Genomic DNA, 22010 nt, shown 5'->3' on the forward strand with positions numbered 1-22010 from the left:
ATAGGAGTGTAATAAATTTTCTTTACATTCCTATAAAATAAGCATATAATTATTCATGTCATGGACCACTAGCTCAGCTGGCAGAGCACCTGACTCTTAATCAGGGTGTCCAGGGTTCGAACCCCTGGTGGTCCACCAGAGTAAAGAACTCACATTTTGTGTGAGTTCTTTTTTTGTGTAAATATTTTTCTTTTAGCTTTTTACATATCTTTTTAGCCTTTATATAGTTATTTACATGGTTAAAATACGTTGTGGTTTAATCTTATTTCTCTCAAACGAGTAGTCATTGATTCAATTAAGTTTATAAATTTTGATATTAATTGAATATAGTATTGATACAATATAATATATTTTATAGACAGTAAAACTATAATAGCTTATGATGGTTTTATAATAGTTTTCTCACTAGGAGGTACCAAATGGCAGTAGATGTTTCTAGAACACAAGATGTGTATAAAGATGCTGGCCAAAGTGTCAACTTCACTACTTTGTTATTAAACCGTAAAGATCATGAGGCAGAGCTTGAAGTGATTCAAGATATGGCAGATCGTATTCAAGCCATTAAACGTTCTGTTAGTATTCGCGCTAATGGGGAAGGTTTGGGCATTGCCTTTGGCTTTAGCCGTAAGGCATGGGATTATTTGTTCCCTAATGCACCGGTACCAAAAGAGTTAGAAGACTTCCAAGGCATAAAAGGTGATAAACAAGATGTACCAGCTGTAGCAGCTGACTTATTTTTGCATGTCCGCTCTAATGATGAATCTGTTACGTATACTGTAGTGGATCAAATTATGGAGTTCTTACGCCCTATTACATCTGTTGTAGATGAAACCCATGGCTTCCACTACGAACAAGGTCGTGCGATTATTGATTTTGTTGATGGTACTGAAAATCCTGTTGGTCAAGAGGCCGTAGAGTGGGGTGTTATTGGCGATGAAGATCCTGAATTTACTAACGGCTCTTATGCATTTGCACAGAAATATGAACATGATCTTGATGCATGGCGTGCACTTCCTACAGAAATGCAAGAGAAATTCATTGGTCGTCGCAAATTTAGTGATATCGAATTAGAGGATGACGAAAAAGACCCGGCAGCTCACAATGTAGTGGCTCAAGACAATCGTGATGATGAAGAACATAAGATCGTTCGTATGAATGTTCCATTTGCTCAACCTGGTCAAGGTGTTCGAGGCACATACTTTATAGGTTATGCTCGTTACTGGGATGTGACCAAAACAATGCTTACCAATATGTTTACACAAAATGATAAATTGCTTGATTATTCTAAGCCTATTACGGGCATGCTATTTTTCATTCCGTCTCTTGATACATTGGATGCTATTGCAGAAGGTGAATTATAAGGGATTTCTGATTGATAGTGGAGACTAAACATTTATCTAATTAGTTAGTAATGTTTAGTTTTATCTATCAGATTAAAATTTATTATACAATTCTATAGAAAGCGCCCCAAGTGGGCGCTTTTATGCTATAATAAATCTATTAAACTCGTAAAAATCCATTGTAGTTATAAATGAGGTATTCTATGAATTATACTAGCACCCGCGGTACCGTTGCGGTAAATGAAACATATGCATTGTTGCACGGATTGGCAGAGGATGGTGGCCTATATGTACCATCTTTATTCCCTACAAATTGCTTAACTTACAATGATGTGAAAGATAAAAACTACCAAGAAGTAGCAGCCGTTGTTTTAGCAAAGTTGTTTCCATGCTTTTCCGAAGCTCATTTAAATGAAATGATTAATTCTGCTTACTGCGATGCTAATTTCAGCACCCGTGATATTGCACCATTACACTCTTTATTGGAAAAGGTTTCTGTATTGGAACTATTCCATGGTCGCACACAAGCTTTCAAAGATATGGCTTTGTCTTTATTTCCATATCTCTTAGTAGCTGCTAAAGAGGCGGAAGGTGAGAAAAAAGAAGTTCTTATCTTAACGGCTACTTCTGGTGATACTGGTAAAGCAGCTCTTGAAGGCTTCAAGGATGTACCTGGCACTCATATTCAGGTATTTTACCCAACTGATGGCGTTAGTCCTATGCAAGCGGAACAAATGCAAAAACAAGAAGGGGCGAATGTCAATGTCACAGCCATTCATGGTAACTTTGACGATGCGCAACAATTCTTGAAACGTCTCTTTGTTGATAAAGTAACTGCAGAAGAGGTTGCTGAAAAAGGGGTTATGTTTTCTAGTGCGAACTCTATCAATATTGGTCGTTTAGCTCCACAAGTAGTTTACTATGTAAATGCCTATGCTGAACTGGTTGCACAAGGTGCAATCCATGAAGACGAAGCTTTCAACGTTGTAGTTCCAACAGGTAACTTCGGTAATATCTTGGCTGCTTACTATGCTAAAAAAATGGGGATTCCTATCGGCAAATTGATTTGTGCATCTAATCAAAATAACGTACTTACTGACTTCTTTGAAAACGGTACCTACGATATGAACCGCCCATTCTATACGACGATTTCTCCATCTATGGATATTCTTGAATCCTCTAACTTTGAACGATTCTTATATTATATTTCTGGTGAAGATAGCGAACGTACAGTAGGATGGATGAAAGATCTTAAAACAACAGGCAAATTAACTGTTAATGAAGAAGAGTTCAAACGTGTTAAGACTGATTTTGCTGGTGCCTACGTTGATGATGAAGAAACAAAAGCAATCATTGAACAAGTATACAATTCTTACGGTTATGTAATGGATCCTCATACGGCGGTTGCTATGGGGGCGTATATGAAGGAGTTGGAGAAGCATCCTGAAGATGGCGCTCGTCATACAGTGATTGCATCTACAGCACATCCGTTTAAATTTCCTACACCAATCTGTGAGGCATTGGATATCAAGGTGGGCGAGACTCCTTATGAAAGCTTAGATAATATCTCTGCTGTAACGGGTGTTGCCTTCCCTAAACAATTGGAAGCCTTACAATCCAAACCATTGCGCTTTACAAAAGCAATCGACAAAGAGAATATGAAACAAGAAATCTTAGATTTTGTAGATACATTCTCTAAATAATACAATGCCGCCTTTCCTTAGAAGGGCGGCATATCTATATGTTTTTTATTGAGTAATCATTTTTTATTGATTAACCAATTAAATTCATTTTCTCATTAAATTAACATTCATCATATATGATATGGAATTTTGTTAGTATGTATTGATGTATTCATTATTTATAGAAATATGGGTTTATAATTATATAGAGAAATATAATTATAGGAGGGGCTATGGCTAAAAAGGGCCTTATATATGCACTGTTATCTGCACTTTTGTTTAGTACGATGAATGTATTCGTAAAACTGTTGGGGACGAATATTCCACCTGGGGAGATCGCTTTTGCCCGTGGGTTCTTTGGGACTGTTGCGGTGCTCATTATCATGTATGTGAAGGGAATCCGATTTTCAAAAGAGAATCGGGGGCTCCTCGTCATGCGTGGCCTATACGGCGGTTTTGGTATGGTATGTAATTTTATCGCTTTGGTACACATAAAATTATCTGATGCAACAATTCTATTTCAGACGACAGGAATATTTGTTTTTATCTTTAGTGCTCTGTTTCTGAAGGAATCGATACCTAAAGGGGCTGGCAAATGGCTCGGAGTCATTTTGATTGCTGTCTTAGTAATGGTAAATCCTTTTAGTTATGAATCATTTTCTTGGTATGCCTTGGTAGCAATTTTAGGTGCTGCTCTAGCTGCGGCGGCTTATACGACAATACGAACTATTAGTAAACGCGGACAACATAGTAATTTTGAAATTATGGCCTATTTTATGATTACTGGTATGATTGCGGGCCTCGTCACTACAGAACAGCTCGTTATGCCTCAAGGTACAGACTGGCTAATTATCTTTGCTATCGGTGGTATTAGTGTAGTGGCTCAGTTTTTCTTGACCGGAGCCTTTGTTACGACCAATGCTGTAGTGGCTCAATTCTTGCAATACGTTGGCGTATTTATTAGTTCCTTCTACGGGTTCTTGATCTTTGGTGAAAGCTTATCCATAGCCACAGTGGGTGCTGGTATTGCCATGTTTATATCTTCTGTTATGTTGGCGCGTCTTAAAGAACAGAGTGGTCCATTAAGAGAGGGCAAGGTCATAGAGGATAAAATCAAATAAATGTCGAATATATACAATATCAGATTGTATATGACAGTGGGGTGCTGATTACATTCGTGATTAGCACCTTTTTACATAAAAGAGATAATACAAGGGTATTAGTTAGTGATTTGTGGTAATGAAATATACTAGAGCTCTTTCATTTTGAAAGTAGCTACAGACGGAGGAGCTATGTATATAAAATGGATGCATATTGAAAACTATAGGAACTTAGCGGATGTAACGCTAAGCTTTCACAATGATATTAATTACTTTGTCGGTGAGAATGCAGTAGGTAAGTCTAATTTTCTAGATCTCTTAGAAATTATCATGGAGTGCCATGGGTTCATTGAAAGTGATTTCACGGATGTAAACAAGCCTATCCGCATTGATTTTGAAATATCTTTAGGTGAGTTAAATTATAAAAGCATGTATACTGCTGATGAAGGCCCCACCTACCGTTTACGACTTGAACAAGTTGTACAAGAGGTATATCCACGATTATACAGAGTCACTGATGCAGGGATTGAACCTATGGCGTTATCTATGATTCGTCATGCCTTATATGTGTGTCATCGCGATACATCAGAGCAAGAGCTATTTTCTATACCCTCTGCTGTATATATTGAATTAGGACATCTCTTACAAGCTTATGTATCTCGATTAGAAATGGCGACTGATGATTTGCAGCGTGAAATTGTCAGTTTACGCAAGGATTTAGATCCCTATTGTATGCTCAATATTCAACACCTTATAGAGGTGTTGTCTACATCTTCTGCTATAGAACGCAAGTATTCTGCTGATAATGTGCGTTTAATAATGGCTGTGGCTCTTAAAATTTTAGCTCAAATCTATATGAAGGTGAGTAGTGCGACTACAAATCTAGAAGCTTTACTTGTATATGATGGAAAGGGTCGCAAGTTTTTACCAATCTTTATCAGTGTGGATGAGCCAGAGCTACATTTAAGCCCTTATTTGCAACGGGCTGTGCTCAATTATTACCGCCAAATTGCAACTAATGAAAATGAAGAGTTTTTATCGTTGTTGCGAGATGTATTTAAAATTGATGGATTGTTAGGACAACTTTTTGTAGTTACACATAGTACAGATGCGCTTGTTGATGATTATCGGCACATTATTCGCCTTTATCGGGATGAAAATAATATGGTCTGTGCAGCTTGTGGGGTTACGTTTAACTTCCCTAAAGAGGTAGAGAAACATTTGATTATGCATTTTCCAGAGGCTAAGGAGGCGCTCTACGCTCGGTGTATTATCATTGTAGAAGGAGAGACAGAGTACGGTAGCTTTGCAGGTTTTGGTAAACGATTGGGGGTAGATTTTGATTACTTTGGCATTTGTCTTATCAATGCCCGAGGAGAGTCTTCTATTAGTAAATTACAAAAATTATTTAATAGATTCTCTATTCCAACAGTAGCTCTCTATGATCGAGATGTAGAGGGAAAGTATGCAAAAGCACATAGCAATATATTTTACACACAAGAAATTTGTTTTGAAATGGATTTTGTATCGTATTTGCTTGCGATGCAAAAGCGTTCCATAATGGATGCCATTATCAAGGATATTATTGATGATGCACGGCCAATGGTAACAAAGGACATGGCACGTCGTGGTTATGCGAAACTAGGTATTACTAAAAGTCAAATTGTACAACGATGTTTATCGAATATTTCGGATCGTAAGTTAGATGATTTACATATTTATTACTTCTCTTGGTTCTATGCCAATAAAGGGGTAATTGTAGGGCGTCGTATTAGTCAATTCTTAGATGCTTCCATGATACCACCTGCATTTATTGCAGTAATAGAGCGTGCTAAACTTCTTTCACTAGGTTTAGGTTAATGGAACAATACATTAATACTTCTAATTAATAGAGTCTGACCAAAGTTTGGTTAGGCTCTATTTTCTAGTATGTATCAAAGCGTTTTAGAGTGTAGGTATAGAAAATATGGTGCAAAAAATACGCATAATACGTGATTTATTACAATAATAGATAGAATTATGAAAAACTATATTAACTAAATTTTAAAAACTACATCGAAATTTATTGACATCTTTTTATCTTTATTTTATGATTAGTACTGTTATTAATGCATTCTCAATTAAACGTATCTAGGAGTATGAAAATGAAAGACTTTTTAAACGACTTTAAAGCATTTGCTTTCAAAGGCAATATGATGGACCTAGCTATTGGTATGATTATTGGTGCTGCTTTCACAGCATTGGTTAATTCTGTTGTAAACAACCTATTCATGCCTGTTCTCAGTGTATTCACAGGTGGTATTGATTTTAGTAATTTGTATTTGCCATTGAGCACAGGTTCTAAAGATGCATTCATGGCTGGCGCTGATATTGCTACAGCTCGTGCAGCTGGATCTGTATTGCCATATGGTACATTTATTACTAATTTGATTCAATTCTTGATTTTGGCATTTGTTGTATTCTTGATGGTTCGTGGCTTGGCTAAAATGATGAAATCCGCGAAAGAAGAGGAAGTTGCAGAAGCACCTACAACGAAAGAATGTCAATTCTGTAAATCTGAAATCAATATTAATGCAGTTAAATGTCCTAACTGTACTGCAGATTTGAACTAGTTCAAATTTAAATTATACATAAAAGGAGTGAGGTTTTGGCCTTACTCCTTTTTGTTGTATTACGTTAGCTTTCTAGTATAAAATATAATTATAATATATAGAATTTTTTAGGGAGGGATATACATGGAAAAGAAACCTCTAGTAGTAGTAAATGGACTGGTTCGCAAAGATGCGATTGCATATTTAAAAGAGCATGTAGATGTGCGCCAATGGACTGAAAAAACAGTGATGCCTCGTGAGGTACTGAAGGAATGGCTCGTTGATGCAGATGGTTTATGGTGTGTACGACCTTTAGATGTAGATGCTGATCTTGTAAAGAATGCGCCAAATTTAAAGGTTATAGCACAAGCGGCCGTAGGCTATGATAATGTAAACATTGATGAACTAACAGCGGCAGGCATTCCTTATGGCAATACACCAGGTGTTCTCAATGAAACGGTAGCAGAACTTGCATTTACCTTGATTGCCACGGCTAGTCGTCGTATTATAGAAAATGCTAACTTTGTAAAAGACGGTCGTTGGGCTCAAAGACCTTCTAATATTAAAGGTTTTGATTTAAGTCGTCGCACTCTTGGTATCATTGGCATGGGGGCTATCGGCGTGTCTATTTCTCGCCGCGCCCGTGCCTTTGGTATGACTGTTGTATATCATAATCGTAATCAACGCTTGGATGATAAGATTCATAAGACTACTTATATGGAGCTAGATGACCTTTTAGCGACTAGTGATGTAGTTTGTGTAATGGCTCCATTAACAGATGAAACCTATCATATGTGTGATGAAGCATTCTTCAAGAAGATGAAAAATACCGCTTTATTTGTAAATGTAGGTCGTGGTCCTATCGTTGATACAGAGGCACTCATTAATGCCTTAAATACAGGTGAAATTGATTATGCGGCACTCGATGTGACGGATCCAGAACCATTACCAGTGGATCATCCATTATTAGAGGTAGAAAATTGCCTCATTGTACCACATATTGGCTCTTACACAGATAGGACTCGTTATGACATGTCTATTTTGACAGCAGACAATATTATTGCCGGCGTTTATAAGAAACCTTTAAAAACATGTGTAAATGAAGAAGTAAATTATAAGAAACCTCAAATGGATGTAGAGTCTGCGCTAGAAGAGCTTAAAAAGGCTGGCGTTGATTTAACTGATTTCGACTAAAAGTGGAAGACATTAAAAGATATGCGGTTTTATACAAAATATGGTAAAATAAAAGAATATTTTTCCTATGGAGGTAAGAACGTTGGAACATAAAGACATTGAAAAAGATGTAGCTCCTGAAGAAGTTGTATCTGTTAACTTTATTGAAGCTATTATCAACAAAGATAACGAAACTGGCAAATACGGTGGCCGTGTATTGACTCGCTTTCCACCAGAACCAAATGGTTACTTGCATATTGGACATGCTAAATCTATTTGCCTCAACTTTGGTATTGGTAAACAATACAATGGCTTAACAAATCTTCGCTTTGATGATACAAATCCTGTAAAAGAAGATGTCGAATATGTAAACTCCATCATGGAAGATGTTAAATGGCTTGGATTTGATTGGAATGAACAACCACGTTATGCATCTGATTATTTTGACCAAATGTATGAGTATGCTAAGAAATTAATCACGCTTGGCAAAGCTTATGTAGATGATCAAACTGCAGATGAAATTAAACAAAATCGTGGCGATTTCTCTACTCCTGGTGTCAATAGTCCATACCGTGATCGTAGTGTAGAAGAAAATTTGATGCTCTTCGAAGAAATGAAAGCTGGCAAGTATAAAGATGGGGAAAAGGTATTGCGTGCAAAAATCGATATGGCGCATCCTAATATCGTAATGCGTGATCCTGTTATTTATCGTATTGTAAATACAGAGCATCATAATACGGGTAATGAGTGGAAAATTTACCCTATGTATGATTTTGCCCATCCTATTGAAGATGCTATTGAACGCATTACGCATTCTATTTGTACATTAGAATTTGAAGTTCACCGGCCATTATATGATTGGGTGTTAGAGGAATGGGATGATACTGAAATTCCTCAACAAATTGAGTTTGCTCGCTTGAATGTAACTAAAATGGTTATGTCCAAACGTAAATTGCGTGCTCTTGTTGAAGCTGGTCTCGTAGCTGGTTGGGATGATCCTCGTATGCCAACTATTTCAGGCTTGCGCCGTCGTGGTTATACTCCAGAATCTATTCGTGACTTCTGTGATCGTATTGGCGTTGCTAAAGCTGATAGCGTTGTTGATATTGCTTTGCTTGAGTTCTGTATCCGTGAAGATTTGAAACTCAAAGCTACACGCCCTATGGTAGTTATTGATCCTGTGAAAGTTATTATTACGAACTATCCAGAAGGTCAAACTGAACTTTGCACAGTTGAAAACAATCCAGAAAATGAAGAGTTGGGTAACCGTGAAGTTGTATTCGGTCGTGAAATCTACATTGAACGCAATGACTTTATGGAAGAACCAGTTAAGAAATTCTTCCGCTTGGCACCAGGTAAAGAAGTACGCTTGAAAGGAGCTTACTTCATTACATGCACTGATGTTATTAAAGATGAAAATGGTAATATTACAGAAATTCACTGTACATATGACCCTGAAACTAAGAGCGGTAGCGGTTGTACACGTAAGGTTAAGGGCACATTACATTGGGTTGAAGCATCTACTGCAGTAGATATTGAATCCCGTTTATATGATTACCTGCTCAAAGAAGATTCTGATGGCAAAGATTTCTTAGGTGATTTTAATCATGAGTCTTTACAAGTATTCCATAGTAAAGGTGAGGCAAGTCTTGCTACAACTGTACCAGGTGATCATTTCCAATTCTTGCGTCAAGGTTACTTTGTAACTGATAAAGACAGTACTTCAGACCATATTGTGATGAACCGTATTGTTGGTTTACGCGATAGTTGGGCTAAGGCACAAAAGAAATAATATAACGCTTATTTTATATTACTATAATGTTAAAGAACCGCTCCTTGGTGGGCGGTTCTTTAACACTGGGTTATTACTATAAATACTTTAATGACAATAGATGTTTAGAATAGCCTAAGCCATTGTTTGGCTTTAATCTCTAGATGTTGTATTGCTAGTTTATTATATTAATGCTTTCATGAGGAGAAAAATGAAAAAAATAGTACTACTTGCTACGGTAGCGGCTGCGTTGGTATCTATGCCTGCTACGGGTTCTGCAGCAAACATAAAGTCCATTTTAAATAGAAGTCAAACTATAACATATCAAGGTGTTAAATTGCCTGAAGGTGTTACTATGTATCAAAATAATCCTAAAGCGTTGTTTGCTGGGGAGGGTAAAAAAGATATTAAGTCTGTACTTCTTGGGTTGGGCGCGTCTTCTGCAGACGTATATACATTAAACATTAAAAATGAGAATGAAATGCAATATGCTGTTTATGCGAATGTTGTGTTAGGTAAACAATTATTTGGTCGCATGAGTGAAACAAAACATTTGAATACAGATTCTTCATCTCTTGGAGTATTAGCTGCGGCTATTAACAATGGCGATAGTCCTGTACTTGGTACTTTCACGGTAATAAACCCATTAGTAAAACAAGGCAATGCCTATAAAGGCACATTGAAATATAAAAGTATAGCTAATAATAATTCTTATAATGAGATATTACATATTAGTATTTCTGAAGATAAATATACAGGACCAAATGCTCATTTAATTGCTGTTGACGAAGCTAATGATAGTGTTGTATTCCCTAAAGTTAAAGGTTTATTACATACCAAATAATAAATAATTATTGAAAATATATATCAATTATTCTTGACAATTTTTCTCATCAAGAGTACTATGAGCCTATAGGAATTATTCTCATTAGAGGAAATTCTAACGATGTGCAACAGGCAGGTACTATTATGATGAATTCAATTGACCATATCATTGGATATCATTGTGCACCGGCAATTCGAGGTATTAAGCTATCGAACTTGGTTTCTATTCCACGGGACATGAATGAACAAATCCAATTTGTATTGATAGAGTATAATAAAGCGTTCAATGAAAAAGGATTGTTCTTCTTTGAATTATGTCGTTGTAAAGCGCGAAGACTATTATTGGTATTCCGTGAGAAGCAATTAAGAGACTATGTACGGCAACCTGCGGTGATGTTATTTTTGAAAGCCTACGGTTATCATGATCGAATGAGCATTATGGAGATGCTCGAACATCTTAGATATCGTATGGAAGTAAGCATTGAGTTTCCACATGAAATCGGCATTTTTCTAGGTTACCCATTAAAGGATGTGAAATGTTTTATTTCCTATCGTGGTGGGGGATACCGAATGTGCGGAGAGTGGAAGGTTTACCATGATGTGGTAAATGCACAACGCTCTTTCTTGTGTTACAAAGCATGTCGTGAATTTTGTCAAACTCAATTGATGTTGGGAAAAACATTTAGTTCATTGGTCGCAAGAACGGCCTAGGAGGTACAAGATGATTGGTGTAATTTTTTGGTCCGGTACAGGCAATACAGAACGCATGGCTTATGAAGTAGCTGAAGGTATTAAAGCTGCAGGTCAAGAAGTTGAAGTAAAATCCGTTTCTGAAGTATCTGTTGATGAAGCAGCCGCTTATGAAAAATTAGCTCTTGGCTGTGCTGATATGGGTGCAGAACAATTAGAAGAAGGCGAATTTGAACCATTCTACACTGAACTAGAAGGCAAGTTGAGTGGTAAAAAAATAGCGATCTTTGGCTCCTATGGTTGGGGTGGTACTTGGTTGGAAGACTGGGGCACTCGAATTAAAGATGCTGGTGGCGAATTAGTGGCTGATGGCGTAGCAATCTTGGGCGAACCTGATGATGATGGTAATGCACAATGCCAAGAATTAGGTAAAACATTAGCAAACGCTTAATTTGATTTTAATTACTAACATAAATACTAATAGTTAATAATAAAAGGTTGTAATGACGATAATTCGTTATTACAGCCTTTTTTGTATGTACTTATGATTGATATGATGGAGCAAAGGTCATTAAAAATTTTGATATCGATAAGTAAATGTGATGAAAATCATAATGTTTATTTATCTTTATCTCTATTTGTGTATATAAGCGCATAATTATAAATAACTTTAATACATAATTATATTGCGTTTTTGTACACATAGTCCTATAATTTAGTTAAAGAACCTAACAAAAATTTAGGTTGATACAAAAATAGTTAGGGTTAATTTTATATTAGCTATTAACCGGGCTAGCGTAATTTAAACGGGAAAGGTTAATCTATGACATTGAAAGAGGGGTTATTTCAATGAGTACATTAGAGCGAATAAAAGTCATAGCCCATGGATTAGCGGTACAATTTGGACCATCCTGTGAAGTATTGATTCATGATTTACAAGGGGATATTAATTCTTCTCTTGTATATATTGAGAATGGAACTATAACTAATAGACATGTTGGTGATGGCCCATCGCATGTGGTTTTAGATGTGCTGAGTCATGACGATGGTAGCGAGGGCAGATTTGGTTATCTCACAAAGACTAAAGATGGTCGAATATTAAAATCTTCTACCATGTATATTCGTGATGATACAGGTCGTATAGCATACTTGTTGGGGATTAACCAAGATATAACAGAGTTTGTTATGATGCATCGACTTTTGGATAGTTTGGTCAATACAGGTCAGGAAGAGGCAGGATCTGTTGAAAAAATTACGACGAGTGTATCGGAACTATTAGATGATTTATTACTAGACGTAGAGCGTTTAGTTGGTAAACCAGGACCATTGATGAATAAGGTGGAACGCTTAAAAGCTATTACCTATTTAAACGAAAAAGGGGCTTTTCTTATCTCGAAGTCTTCTGAGAAGATAGCAGAGTATTTTAATATTTCTAAGTTTACTCTTTATAGTGATTTAAATACTGTAAAGGAAGAATCCTAGGAGGCAAATATGGAACGAATTCAGTGGAAACGTAATACAATGGCACCATCAAGTGACAAGTTTTTGTCCGTTATGGATGTTAGAGAGGTTAAGAAAGCTAAAGCGTTTCATGAAAGTTTTCCACAATATAGCGTTACTCCACTTGTATCGCTTAAGAATTTAGCGTCTTATATCGGTGTTGATGCACTCTTTGTAAAAGATGAATCCTACCGATTTGGCCTTAATGCATTTAAGGTATTAGGTGGCTCCTATGCGATGGCAAAATATGTGGCGCAACAAACTGGTAAAGCTGTTGAGGATGTACCATATGATGTATTAACATCAGCAAAATTAAAAGAAGAGTTTGGTCAAGCTACATTCTTTACTGCCACTGATGGTAACCACGGTCGAGGTGTAGCATGGGCAGCCAATAAATTAGGTCAAAAATCTGTAGTATTTATGCCAAAGGGCTCTACAGAATATCGTAGAAAACAAATCGAAAACGAAGGCGCTACTGTAACAATCGAAGACTTCAACTACGATGAGTGTGTACGCTTAGCAACTAAAAAGTCTAAAGAAGTTCCTAATGGTGTTGTAGTTCAAGATACTGCCTGGGAAGGTTATGAAGAAATTCCAAACTGGATTATGCAAGGCTATGGCACAATGGCTATGGAAACAGCCAATCAATTAGAAGCTGATAATTGTAAAGTTCCTACTCATGTATTTGTACAAGCTGGTGTAGGTTCCCTTGCCGGTTCTGTAGTGGGTTACTTCACTAATCTATACAGCAATGTGGCTAAAAAACCTAAATTAATTGTTGTAGAAGCGGCAGCTGCAGCTTGTTTATACAAAGGTGCTGTAGCTGATGATGGTAAACCTCGTATCGTAGAGGGTGATTTAGAAACAATCATGGCAGGCTTAGCTTGTGGTGAACCGAACACAGTTTCTTGGGATATTTTGAGAAATCATGCAGATGTATTCGTTTCTGCGCCTGACTGGGTGGCACGTTTAGGCATGCGCGTTGGTGGTGCACCAATTAAAGGTGATACTCCAATTACTACTGGTGAGTCTGGTGCAGTTCCATTAGGCCTTGTAATGGCACTTATGACGATGCCGGAATATGAAGATTTACGGAAAGAGTTAGAACTAGATGCGTCTTCAAAGGTACTCTGTTTCTCCACTGAAGGTGATACGGATCCTGAAAGATATAAAAATATTATGTGGTATGGTGAAGATCGTTAGGAGGCATTAATTATGGATTTACAAGCAATTAAACAAGCAGCGGCAACTTATGGCCCAGCGATGACAAAATTTTTACGTGAGATCGTAGCATTCCCAGGTGAAAGTGCTGAAGAAAAAGATCATGTAAAACGTATAGAACAAGAGATGAAAGACCTAGGATTTGATGAAGTTGAAGTAGATCCTATGGGGAATATTCTTGGATATATGGGTACAGGGAAAACCCTCATTGCCTTTGATGGACATATTGATACAGTTGGTATTGGCAATCGTGACAATTGGGATTTTGATCCATATGATGGTTTCGAAGACGAAACTAAAATTGGTGGCCGTGGCGTATCTGACCAATTGGGTGGTATCGTATCCGCTGTATACGGCGCTAAGATTATGAAAGATTTAGGACTTCTAAGTGATAAATATCGTGTACTTGTTGTAGGCACCGTACAAGAAGAGGACTGCGATGGCCTTTGCTGGGAATACATGATTAAGGAACGCAATATCCGTCCTGAATTTGTAGTATCTACAGAACCAACCGATGGCGGTATCTATCGTGGGCAACGTGGTCGCATGGAAATTCGTGTAGATGTACAAGGCGTATCTTGCCATGGTTCTGCTCCTGAACGCGGTGATAACGCAATTTATAAAATGGCAGATATACTTCAAGACATCCGTGAATTGAATGCTAACTCTGCTGATGAAAGCACAAAAATTAAGGGCCTTGTTAAAATGCTTGATCCAAAATTCAACCCTGACCACTATGAAGAAGCTCGCTTCTTAGGTCGCGGTACAGTAACTACTTCCCAAATTTTCTATACTTCTCCAAGCCGTTGTGCAGTAGCTGACTCCTGCGCTATTTCCTTGGACCGTCGTATGACTGCTGGTGAAACTTGGCAAAGTTGCTTGGCAGAAATCGAAGAATTACCACATGTTAAAGAATATGGTGCGAAAGTATCCATGTACGAATACGCTCGTCCATCTTGGACTGGTTTGACATATCCAATCGAATGTTACTTCCCAACTTGGGTAATTCCTAAAGATCATAAAGTAACAGAAGCTTTGGAAGAAGCATACACTAGCTTATATGGCAACGAACGTATTGGTGCAGAAGATACAGTTGAAATGCGTAAAGCTCGCCCATTAACTGATAAATGGACATTCTCCACAAATGGTGTATCTATCATGGGTCGTAATGGCATCCCTTGTATTGGCTTCGGTCCTGGTGCAGAAGCACAAGCACATGCTCCTAACGAAATTACATGGAAACAAGATCTTGTAACATGTGCTGCTGTATATGCATTATTACCATCCGTATACTGCAAAGACTAATATCACATACGTTGAATTAGATTTATTTTAACGAAAATAACTGAAAATAGTTGATATTAAGAATTTCATATGGTACCTCAACATTTGATGAGGCATCGTATAAAGTTAGATCCTAAGTAGCCCTTTAGGGAATTGAAAGAGAGGACTTACAGATGACAGACTTCAATAAAAGTATTGAAACTTTACAAAAATTAGACGTTAGTAAAATGTACGGCGAAGATTTCTTCTTAACTTGGGAAAAATCTGATGATGAATTGCAAGGTGTTTGGGCCGTAGCTGATGCATTACGTGCTCTTAGAGAACGCAATATTTCTACTAAAGTATTTGACAGTGGCCTTGGCATTTCTTTATTCCGTGATAACTCTACAAGAACTCGCTTCTCCTTTGCTTCCGCTTGTAATTTGCTAGGTCTTGAAGTTCAAGATTTAGACGAAGGTAAATCTCAAATTGCTCATGGTGAAACAGTTCGTGAAACAGCTAATATGATTTCCTTTATGGCAGATGTTATCGGTATTCGTGATGATATGTATATCGGTAAAGGGAATGCTTATATGCATCAAGTATCTGATGCAGTTAAAGAAGGTCATGAAGATGGTGTACTAGAGCAACGCCCAACGCTTGTAAACCTCCAATGTGATATCGACCATCCTACGCAAATCATGGCTGATACAGCTCATATCATCAAAGAATTTGGCGGTGTAGAAAACCTTAAAGGTAAAAAGATTGCTATGACGTGGGCGTATTCTCCATCCTATGGTAAACCTTTATCCGTACCTCAAGGTGCTATTGGTTTATTCACTCGTTTAGGTATGGAAGTTGTATTAGCACATCCAGAAGGGTATGAAGTAATGCCGGAAGTTGAAGAAATCGCTAAGAAACAAGCTGAAGCTAGCGGCGGTTCATTCCGTAGAACTAACGACATGAAGGATGCTTTCAAAGATGCAGACATCGTATATCCTAAGAGCTGGGCTCCATTCGGTGCAATGGAAAAACGTACAAAACTGTATGGTGAAAATGATCATGAAGGTATTAAAGCATTAGAAAAAGTTCTTCTTGAAGAAAATGGTAAACATAAAGATTGGGCATGTACGGAAGAGATGATGAGTCTCACAAAGGACGGCAAAGCTCTTTACTTACATTGCTTACCAGCAGATATTACAGGTGTAAGTTGTGAAGAAGGCGAAGTAGATGCAACAGTATTTGATCGCTACCGCATACCTCTTTATAAGGAAGCAAGCTACAAACCATATGTTATTGCAGCTATGATTTTCCTTAGCAAATTTAAAAATCCTGTAGAAACCTTAAAAGAATTAGAACGGAAGGGAACCGAACGAGTTCAACCGTAAAGTAAAGTTTAGGGGCCATCCGTATTGATGGCTCCTTTTATTCTTAATAGTTTGTTATGAGGCATAACATGAAAAAGAGAGTTGTAGTAGCACTAGGGGGGAATGCATTAGGCAATTCCTTACCAGAACAGAAAATTGCAGTAAAAAGTACAGCTAAAACAATCATTGATTTAGTAGAAGCTGATTGTGACGTAGTGGTAACACATGGTAATGGACCTCAAATTGGTATGATCAACAATGCGATGGCTGCATTGACTCGTGAAGTAGAAGGTCAACCAAACACTCCATTATCTGTATGTGTAGCAATGAGCCAAGCTTATATTGGTTATGACTTACAAAATGCTCTTCACGAAGAGCTCTTAAATCGTGGTATTAAAGATTTGCCAACAATGACCATGGTTACACAAGTACTTGTTGATCAAAATGACCCAGCTTTTCAAAATCCTACAAAACCAATTGGTCACTTTATGACTCAGGAAGAAGCTGAATACGCAGAAAAGAATTACGATTATGTGGTAAAAGAAGATGCGGGGCGTGGTTATCGTCGTGTGGTGGCATCTCCAGCACCAAAAGAAATTATTGAACTAGAAGCAATTAAAGGTTTAGTAGGTAAACAATTAATTGTTGCTTGTGGCGGGGGAGGTATCCCAGTAACTAAAGAAGGTAATGAACTTCATGGTGCAGCTGCTGTTATTGATAAAGATTGGACTAGTAGTTTATTGGCCCAAGAAATTGATGCTGATGTTCTCGTTATTTTAACAGCTGTTGAAAAGGTTGCCATTAACTTTGGTAAAGAAAATGAAAAATGGCTTGATGAAATAACCGTTACACAAGCTAAAGAATTTGTATCAGCTGGTGAGTTTGCAGAAGGCTCGATGAAACCAAAGGTAGAAGCCGCTATAGCATTTGCAGAATCCAAAAAAGGCCGTGTTTCAATTGTCACATTATTAGAGAAATCTAAAGATGGTATAGCAGGAAAAACAGGCACACGTATCGTATTATAATAATATATAAGTTTATAAGTATGCATTTCAACGAATCGTTGAGGAGGTGCCCACATGATTATATTAGGAAAAGGTACTGTTATTACTCGCGACGCTGATAGACCTATCATTTATGATGGTGCTATTGCTATCGACGGGACTCAAATTGTTGATATTGGTATATATGATGAATTATGTAAAACGTATGTAAATGCAGAAATCATTGATGCTCATGGTGGCCTAATTATGCCAGGTTTCATTAATGCACATCACCATATTTATTCCGCTCTTGCACGAGGTTTATCATTGCCAGGTCCGGCACCGACTAACTTCGGTGAAATCTTGGAAGGACTTTGGTTCTACTTAGATAATAAATTGACCGCTCCTGATGTAAAAGCAAGTGCATTACTTACGTATTTAGGCTGTATCGAAAATGGTGTAACTACTATTTTTGACCATCACGCAAGTTATGGTGAAGTGCCTAACAGCTTATCCATCATTGCAGATGTAGCTAAACAGTTTGGTGTTCGCTCTTGCTTGTGCTACGAAGTGTCTGACCGTAACGGTGTTGATCAGATGAAAGCCGCTGTTGCAGAAAATGTACGTTTTGGTAAAGAGGCTAAAAAAGATCCATCTAGACTCGCTGCTATGATGGGCTTACATGCATCCTTTACTCTAAGTCCTGAAACATTAGATTATGTGAAAGCACAAAATGAAGACAAGTTAGGATATCACGTTCATGTTGCTGAAGGCCCAGAAGATGTGGCAGATAGTAAAGAAAAATATGGCATGACACCTGTTAGACGCCTCGTAGAGGCAGGTATTTTAGGCCCTAAGAGCATCGCTGGTCACTGTGTACACGTAACTGACGAAGATGTGGCATTATTGAAAAACTCTCAAGCTAAGGTCGTACATAACCCAGAAAGTAACATGGGTAATGCAGTAGGCACGACAGATATCTTAAAACTATTAGATGCAGGGATCACTGTTGGGCTTGGCACAGATGGTTATACAAATGATATGCTCGAATCTTATAAAGTAGCGAATTGTCTCGTGAAACATGAGCAACATAAACCATATGTAGGCTGGGGCGAAGTACCTCATATGCTATTTGAAAACAACCGCAAAATGGCTAATGAATTCTTCGATACTACGGTAGGCATCCTTAAAAAAGGTGCTGCCGCTGACGTAATTGTTCTTGATTACGCAGCACCAACACCACTTGATGAAAACAACATCAATGGTCACTTACTATTCGGTGCTAATGGTATGTATGTGGTAACAACTATTAGTGATGGTGTACCACGCATGATTGATCGTAAATTACAAGGCATTGATAAAGCTGAAGTAATGGACGAAGTTTTAGCAACATCTAAAGGTTTATGGAAACGACTAAACCCATAACGCAAACGCTTTAAAGGAGTGTGACATTATGAGTGACATTATGTATCCGGTAAGTTTCGGAAATTTGATGAACCACATTATGACTGAGTACAAGATGTACAATCGTATTTACAATGTAAATAAAATTCATCGTACGAATCATGATCAACGCTTATCTATCTTTGGTAAATCTATTGAAAATCCTGTAGGCCCAGCAGCTGGCCCTAATACACAGTTGGCACAAAACATTGTGGTATCCTATGTAGCTGGTGCTCGTTGCATCGAATTAAAAACCGTACAAATTATGTATGGTGAAGAATTAGGTATTCCTAGACCTTGTATCTACTCTGTAGACGAAGCATATAACGTAGAGTGGTCTTCTGAATATAGCTGTGATGAAGCTGCTGATGAATATATCAAAGCTTGGTTCGCATTGAAATTAATCTCTAAAGAATTAGGTTTAGGTGATCCAGATGGATTTTTATTCATCATGAGTGTTGGCTATAACTTGGCTGGTATTAAGAGCCCTATGGTTGATAAATTCATCAATACAATGCGAAATGCATCTCAATCTCCTATGTGGGATACATGTAAACAATGGTGTCTTGACCATGTAGATGAATTTGAGCATATTGATGCTGATTATATCAACTCTATCAGTGATGAACTTTGCCAAGCAATTACATTGTCCACAATGCACGGTTGCCCAGCAGAAGAAATCGAATCCATTTGTTCGTACCTTATCAGTGAAAAAGGTCTTCATTTATACTTAAAATGCAACCCTACATTGTTAGGGCCAAAACGCATTAGAGAATTATTGGATAACGCTGGTTTTGAATACATTGACTTTGAAGATCATCAGTTTGAAGTTGACCTTCAATTCGATAAAGCTGTTCCGATGTTAGAGCGTCTTATCGCTCTTGGTGAAAAACACAATAAGATTTTCGGTGTTAAATTGACAAATACATTCCCTGTACAAATTCACAACAATGAATTGCCAGGCGAGCAAATGTATATGTCTGGTAAATCCTTGTTACCTGTAACAATTGGTGTAGCTGAGCTCTTAAGTGCTCAATTCGGCGAACGTTTGCCTATGTCTTATAGCGGTGGTGCTGTAAAACAAAATATCAAAGCTATCTTTGATTGTGGTATTTGGCCTGTAACAGTATGTACAATTCTTCTACAAGGTGAAGGTTACAATACTTTCAAAGGCTTAGCAGACGAAGTGGAATCTACTGATTACAATGCTGCTTTAAAAGTTCATAAAGATCTCATCGCTAAACTTGCTAAAGACATTAGTGAAAATAAAATCTTCAAGAAGAGCGATACAATGAAGAAAAAACGTGAAGCAATGCCATCCTTCCCAGGCACACGTAGTTCTGACTATCACTGCCGCGTAGTGTGTGGTGCTTGTGTTCGCGTATGTCCTAATAGATGTAATGAAGTCGTTACTGTAAATGATGCTAAATTGATCGTCCATGTTGATCAAAGCTGTAATGAGTGTGGTAACTGTGCATGTCATTGCGTAGAACCTTGTCAACCATACAAGGATCGCATTACATTCTTCCACAATGCTGAAGCTTTAGCAGATAGTACAAATGATGGTTTCTACATCAAAGGCACTAGCTGTGGTTATCGCTTCAAAGGTGAAGAAGCAGTATGTGACATCGATGCATTACCTGAAGAATTGAAAGGAGTCGTACATGCCTTCTGTAAAGAGCATGTGTACTATGTATCATGATTATCATACAACAAGGGGACTTGGTCTTAACTGATCGAATCCTTACCGGAGATTTATTAATTGATAGCGACAAAATTGTCGCCATCGATGAACACATTCCTGTTCCAGACGGGGCTAAAGTAATTGATGCAAAAGGTTGCTATGTGTTCCCTGGATTTATTGATCCTCATACACACTTTCAAATGACAAATGCCTTGGCGTCTACTGCAGATGATTTTGATAGTGGTACAAAAGCCGCTATTCTTGGTGGGACAACATCAATTATTAACTTTGCTTCTCCTGAGGAAGGATCCCTTTGTAAAGGTTTAGAAGTTCACAAGGAGCGTGCCTTAGGGCATTGCTCCTGTGACTACAAATTCCATATGGAGCTTGTAGAAATGAATGAAGAGGTATCTCATGAAATACCAAAGGTTGTAGAAGCTGGTGTATCATCCTTTAAAGTGTACTTAGCGTATGGCTTCCGTTTAACAGATCGAGAAATTTATGATGCTATTGAAGCTATAAAACCAACGGGTGCGCTTGTAGGGGCTCACTGTGAAAACGGTGATCTTATCGATGCCTTTGTAGCAGATAAACGTAAACGTGGTGAATTAGATGTAGACAATCATCCACTCACAAGACCGGCCATGATTGAATCGGAAGCGATTAAGCGATTTAGTACAATTGGTGCTGCATTAGAGTATCCCGTGCATATTGTGCATGTAAGTTCTAAAGAAGGCGTAGATGAAGTTCTACGTGAGCGGGCATTAGGACATCAAGTCACTTGTGAAACATGTCCACAGTATTTGGTGCTTGATGAATCACGATATAAATTACCTGATTTTGAAGGGGTTAAATTTGTGATGAGTCCTCCACTTAGAACGATACAAGATCAAATGGCATTGAAGGATGCACTAGTAAATGGTGTTTTTCAAACCATTGGTTCCGACCATTGTAGCTTTACCTTTAATGACCAAAAATTAAAGAGTCGGTATGACTTTACCCGAATTCCTGGAGGTATTCCTGGAGCCGAAGAACGGGGTATCATTGCTTATGATGTGTTGGTTAATCAATGCAATATGAGCGCTGTAGATTTTATGAAATTAGTTAGTGAAAACCCAGCAAAGCTATATGGCATGTATCCCAAGAAGGGTACATTAGCTGTAGGTAGTGATGGGGATATAACAATTGTAGATAAGCATATAGAACATGTGCTTTCAAAAGAGTCCGCCCATACAAAGGCTGACTATATACCTTACGAAGGAATATCTGTAACTGGCAAGGTTCGAGATGTTATCCTTAGAGGTCACCATGTGGTACAAGATGGATCCTTAACAGAATCATATCTTGGTGAATGTATTCCTTAATGAGAGGAGGGCT

Annotated in this window: 18 protein-coding genes and 1 tRNA gene; all 19 read left to right on the forward strand. The window is 37.8% G+C overall.

Annotation, left to right across the window (positions count from 1 at the left end):
* Positions 1–62 precede the first annotated feature (62 nt).
* The 19 genes from E6X37_RS00075 to hydA all read left to right on the forward strand — a co-directional run bounded on the left by E6X37_RS00075 (position 63) and on the right by hydA (position 21997).
* A tRNA-Lys gene (locus tag E6X37_RS00075) sits at positions 63–138 on the forward strand.
* A gap of 281 nt (positions 139–419) precedes the next feature.
* Entirely contained in the window at positions 420–1361 is a 942-nt protein-coding gene (locus E6X37_RS00080; RefSeq protein WP_004696562.1) for a Dyp-type peroxidase, read from the forward strand.
* 182 nt (positions 1362–1543) lie between these two features.
* Complete coding sequence (thrC, locus tag E6X37_RS00085; RefSeq protein ID WP_278618203.1) at positions 1544–3043, forward strand: threonine synthase; 1500 nt, start codon at positions 1544–1546, stop codon at positions 3041–3043.
* 212 nt (positions 3044–3255) lie between these two features.
* Complete coding sequence (locus E6X37_RS00090; RefSeq protein ID WP_008714338.1) at positions 3256–4143, forward strand: DMT family transporter; 888 nt, start codon at positions 3256–3258, stop codon at positions 4141–4143.
* 171 nt (positions 4144–4314) lie between these two features.
* The gene (locus tag E6X37_RS00095) at positions 4315–5982 is read left to right on the forward strand and encodes an ATP-dependent nuclease (RefSeq protein WP_278618202.1); all 1668 of its coding nucleotides are present in this window, start codon (positions 4315–4317) and stop codon (positions 5980–5982) included.
* 284 nt (positions 5983–6266) lie between these two features.
* Positions 6267–6734: a large conductance mechanosensitive channel protein MscL gene (gene mscL, locus E6X37_RS00100; RefSeq protein ID WP_316689330.1), complete on the forward strand. Its 468-nt coding sequence runs from the start codon at positions 6267–6269 to the stop codon at positions 6732–6734.
* Positions 6735–6857: 123 nt separating this feature from the next.
* On the forward strand, positions 6858–7907 hold the full coding sequence (locus tag E6X37_RS00105; protein WP_278618201.1) for a 2-hydroxyacid dehydrogenase: 1050 nt from the start codon (positions 6858–6860) through the stop codon (positions 7905–7907).
* Positions 7908–7989: 82 nt separating this feature from the next.
* Positions 7990–9678 (forward strand): glutamine--tRNA ligase/YqeY domain fusion protein, encoded by a 1689-nt coding sequence (locus E6X37_RS00110; protein WP_195394635.1) that lies wholly within the window; start codon positions 7990–7992, stop codon positions 9676–9678.
* Positions 9679–9868: 190 nt separating this feature from the next.
* Entirely contained in the window at positions 9869–10501 is a 633-nt protein-coding gene (locus E6X37_RS00115) for a hypothetical protein (RefSeq protein WP_195394636.1), read from the forward strand.
* Positions 10502–10605: 104 nt separating this feature from the next.
* The gene (locus tag E6X37_RS00120; protein ID WP_008714331.1) at positions 10606–11193 is read left to right on the forward strand and encodes a DUF3793 family protein; all 588 of its coding nucleotides are present in this window, start codon (positions 10606–10608) and stop codon (positions 11191–11193) included.
* Positions 11194–11203: 10 nt separating this feature from the next.
* Positions 11204–11623, forward strand: coding sequence for a flavodoxin (locus E6X37_RS00125; protein WP_004696544.1), 420 nt, complete (start codon positions 11204–11206; stop codon positions 11621–11623).
* Between the two features lie 398 nt (positions 11624–12021).
* Positions 12022–12654 carry a helix-turn-helix transcriptional regulator gene (locus E6X37_RS00130; RefSeq protein WP_316689331.1) on the forward strand — a complete coding sequence of 211 codons (633 nt, stop codon included), beginning with the start codon at positions 12022–12024 and terminating at the stop codon, positions 12652–12654.
* A 9-nt stretch (positions 12655–12663) separates the two neighbouring features.
* Entirely contained in the window at positions 12664–13875 is a 1212-nt protein-coding gene (gene dpaL, locus E6X37_RS00135) for a diaminopropionate ammonia-lyase (RefSeq protein WP_156697643.1), read from the forward strand.
* A gap of 12 nt (positions 13876–13887) precedes the next feature.
* Positions 13888–15198 (forward strand): YgeY family selenium metabolism-linked hydrolase, encoded by a 1311-nt coding sequence (locus E6X37_RS00140; protein WP_004698551.1) that lies wholly within the window; start codon positions 13888–13890, stop codon positions 15196–15198.
* A gap of 152 nt (positions 15199–15350) precedes the next feature.
* Positions 15351–16544 carry a knotted carbamoyltransferase YgeW gene (gene ygeW / locus E6X37_RS00145; protein WP_004696537.1) on the forward strand — a complete coding sequence of 398 codons (1194 nt, stop codon included), beginning with the start codon at positions 15351–15353 and terminating at the stop codon, positions 16542–16544.
* A 68-nt stretch (positions 16545–16612) separates the two neighbouring features.
* Positions 16613–17548 (forward strand): carbamate kinase, encoded by a 936-nt coding sequence (arcC, locus tag E6X37_RS00150; protein ID WP_101928837.1) that lies wholly within the window; start codon positions 16613–16615, stop codon positions 17546–17548.
* Between the two features lie 54 nt (positions 17549–17602).
* Positions 17603–18931 (forward strand): putative aminohydrolase SsnA, encoded by a 1329-nt coding sequence (gene ssnA / locus E6X37_RS00155; RefSeq protein WP_101928838.1) that lies wholly within the window; start codon positions 17603–17605, stop codon positions 18929–18931.
* Between the two features lie 28 nt (positions 18932–18959).
* Entirely contained in the window at positions 18960–20651 is a 1692-nt protein-coding gene (locus E6X37_RS00160) for a selenate reductase (RefSeq protein WP_278618198.1), read from the forward strand.
* A complete protein-coding gene (gene hydA / locus E6X37_RS00165) occupies positions 20648–21997 on the forward strand; it encodes a dihydropyrimidinase (protein WP_004698618.1) in 1350 nt (449 codons plus the stop codon). Before E6X37_RS00160 ends, hydA begins: the two co-directional genes overlap by 4 nt.
* The last annotated feature ends 13 nt before the right edge of the window (positions 21998–22010 follow it).

This window comes from Veillonella parvula (assembly GCF_032550495.1).
Taxonomy (GTDB): domain Bacteria; phylum Bacillota; class Negativicutes; order Veillonellales; family Veillonellaceae; genus Veillonella; species Veillonella parvula_G.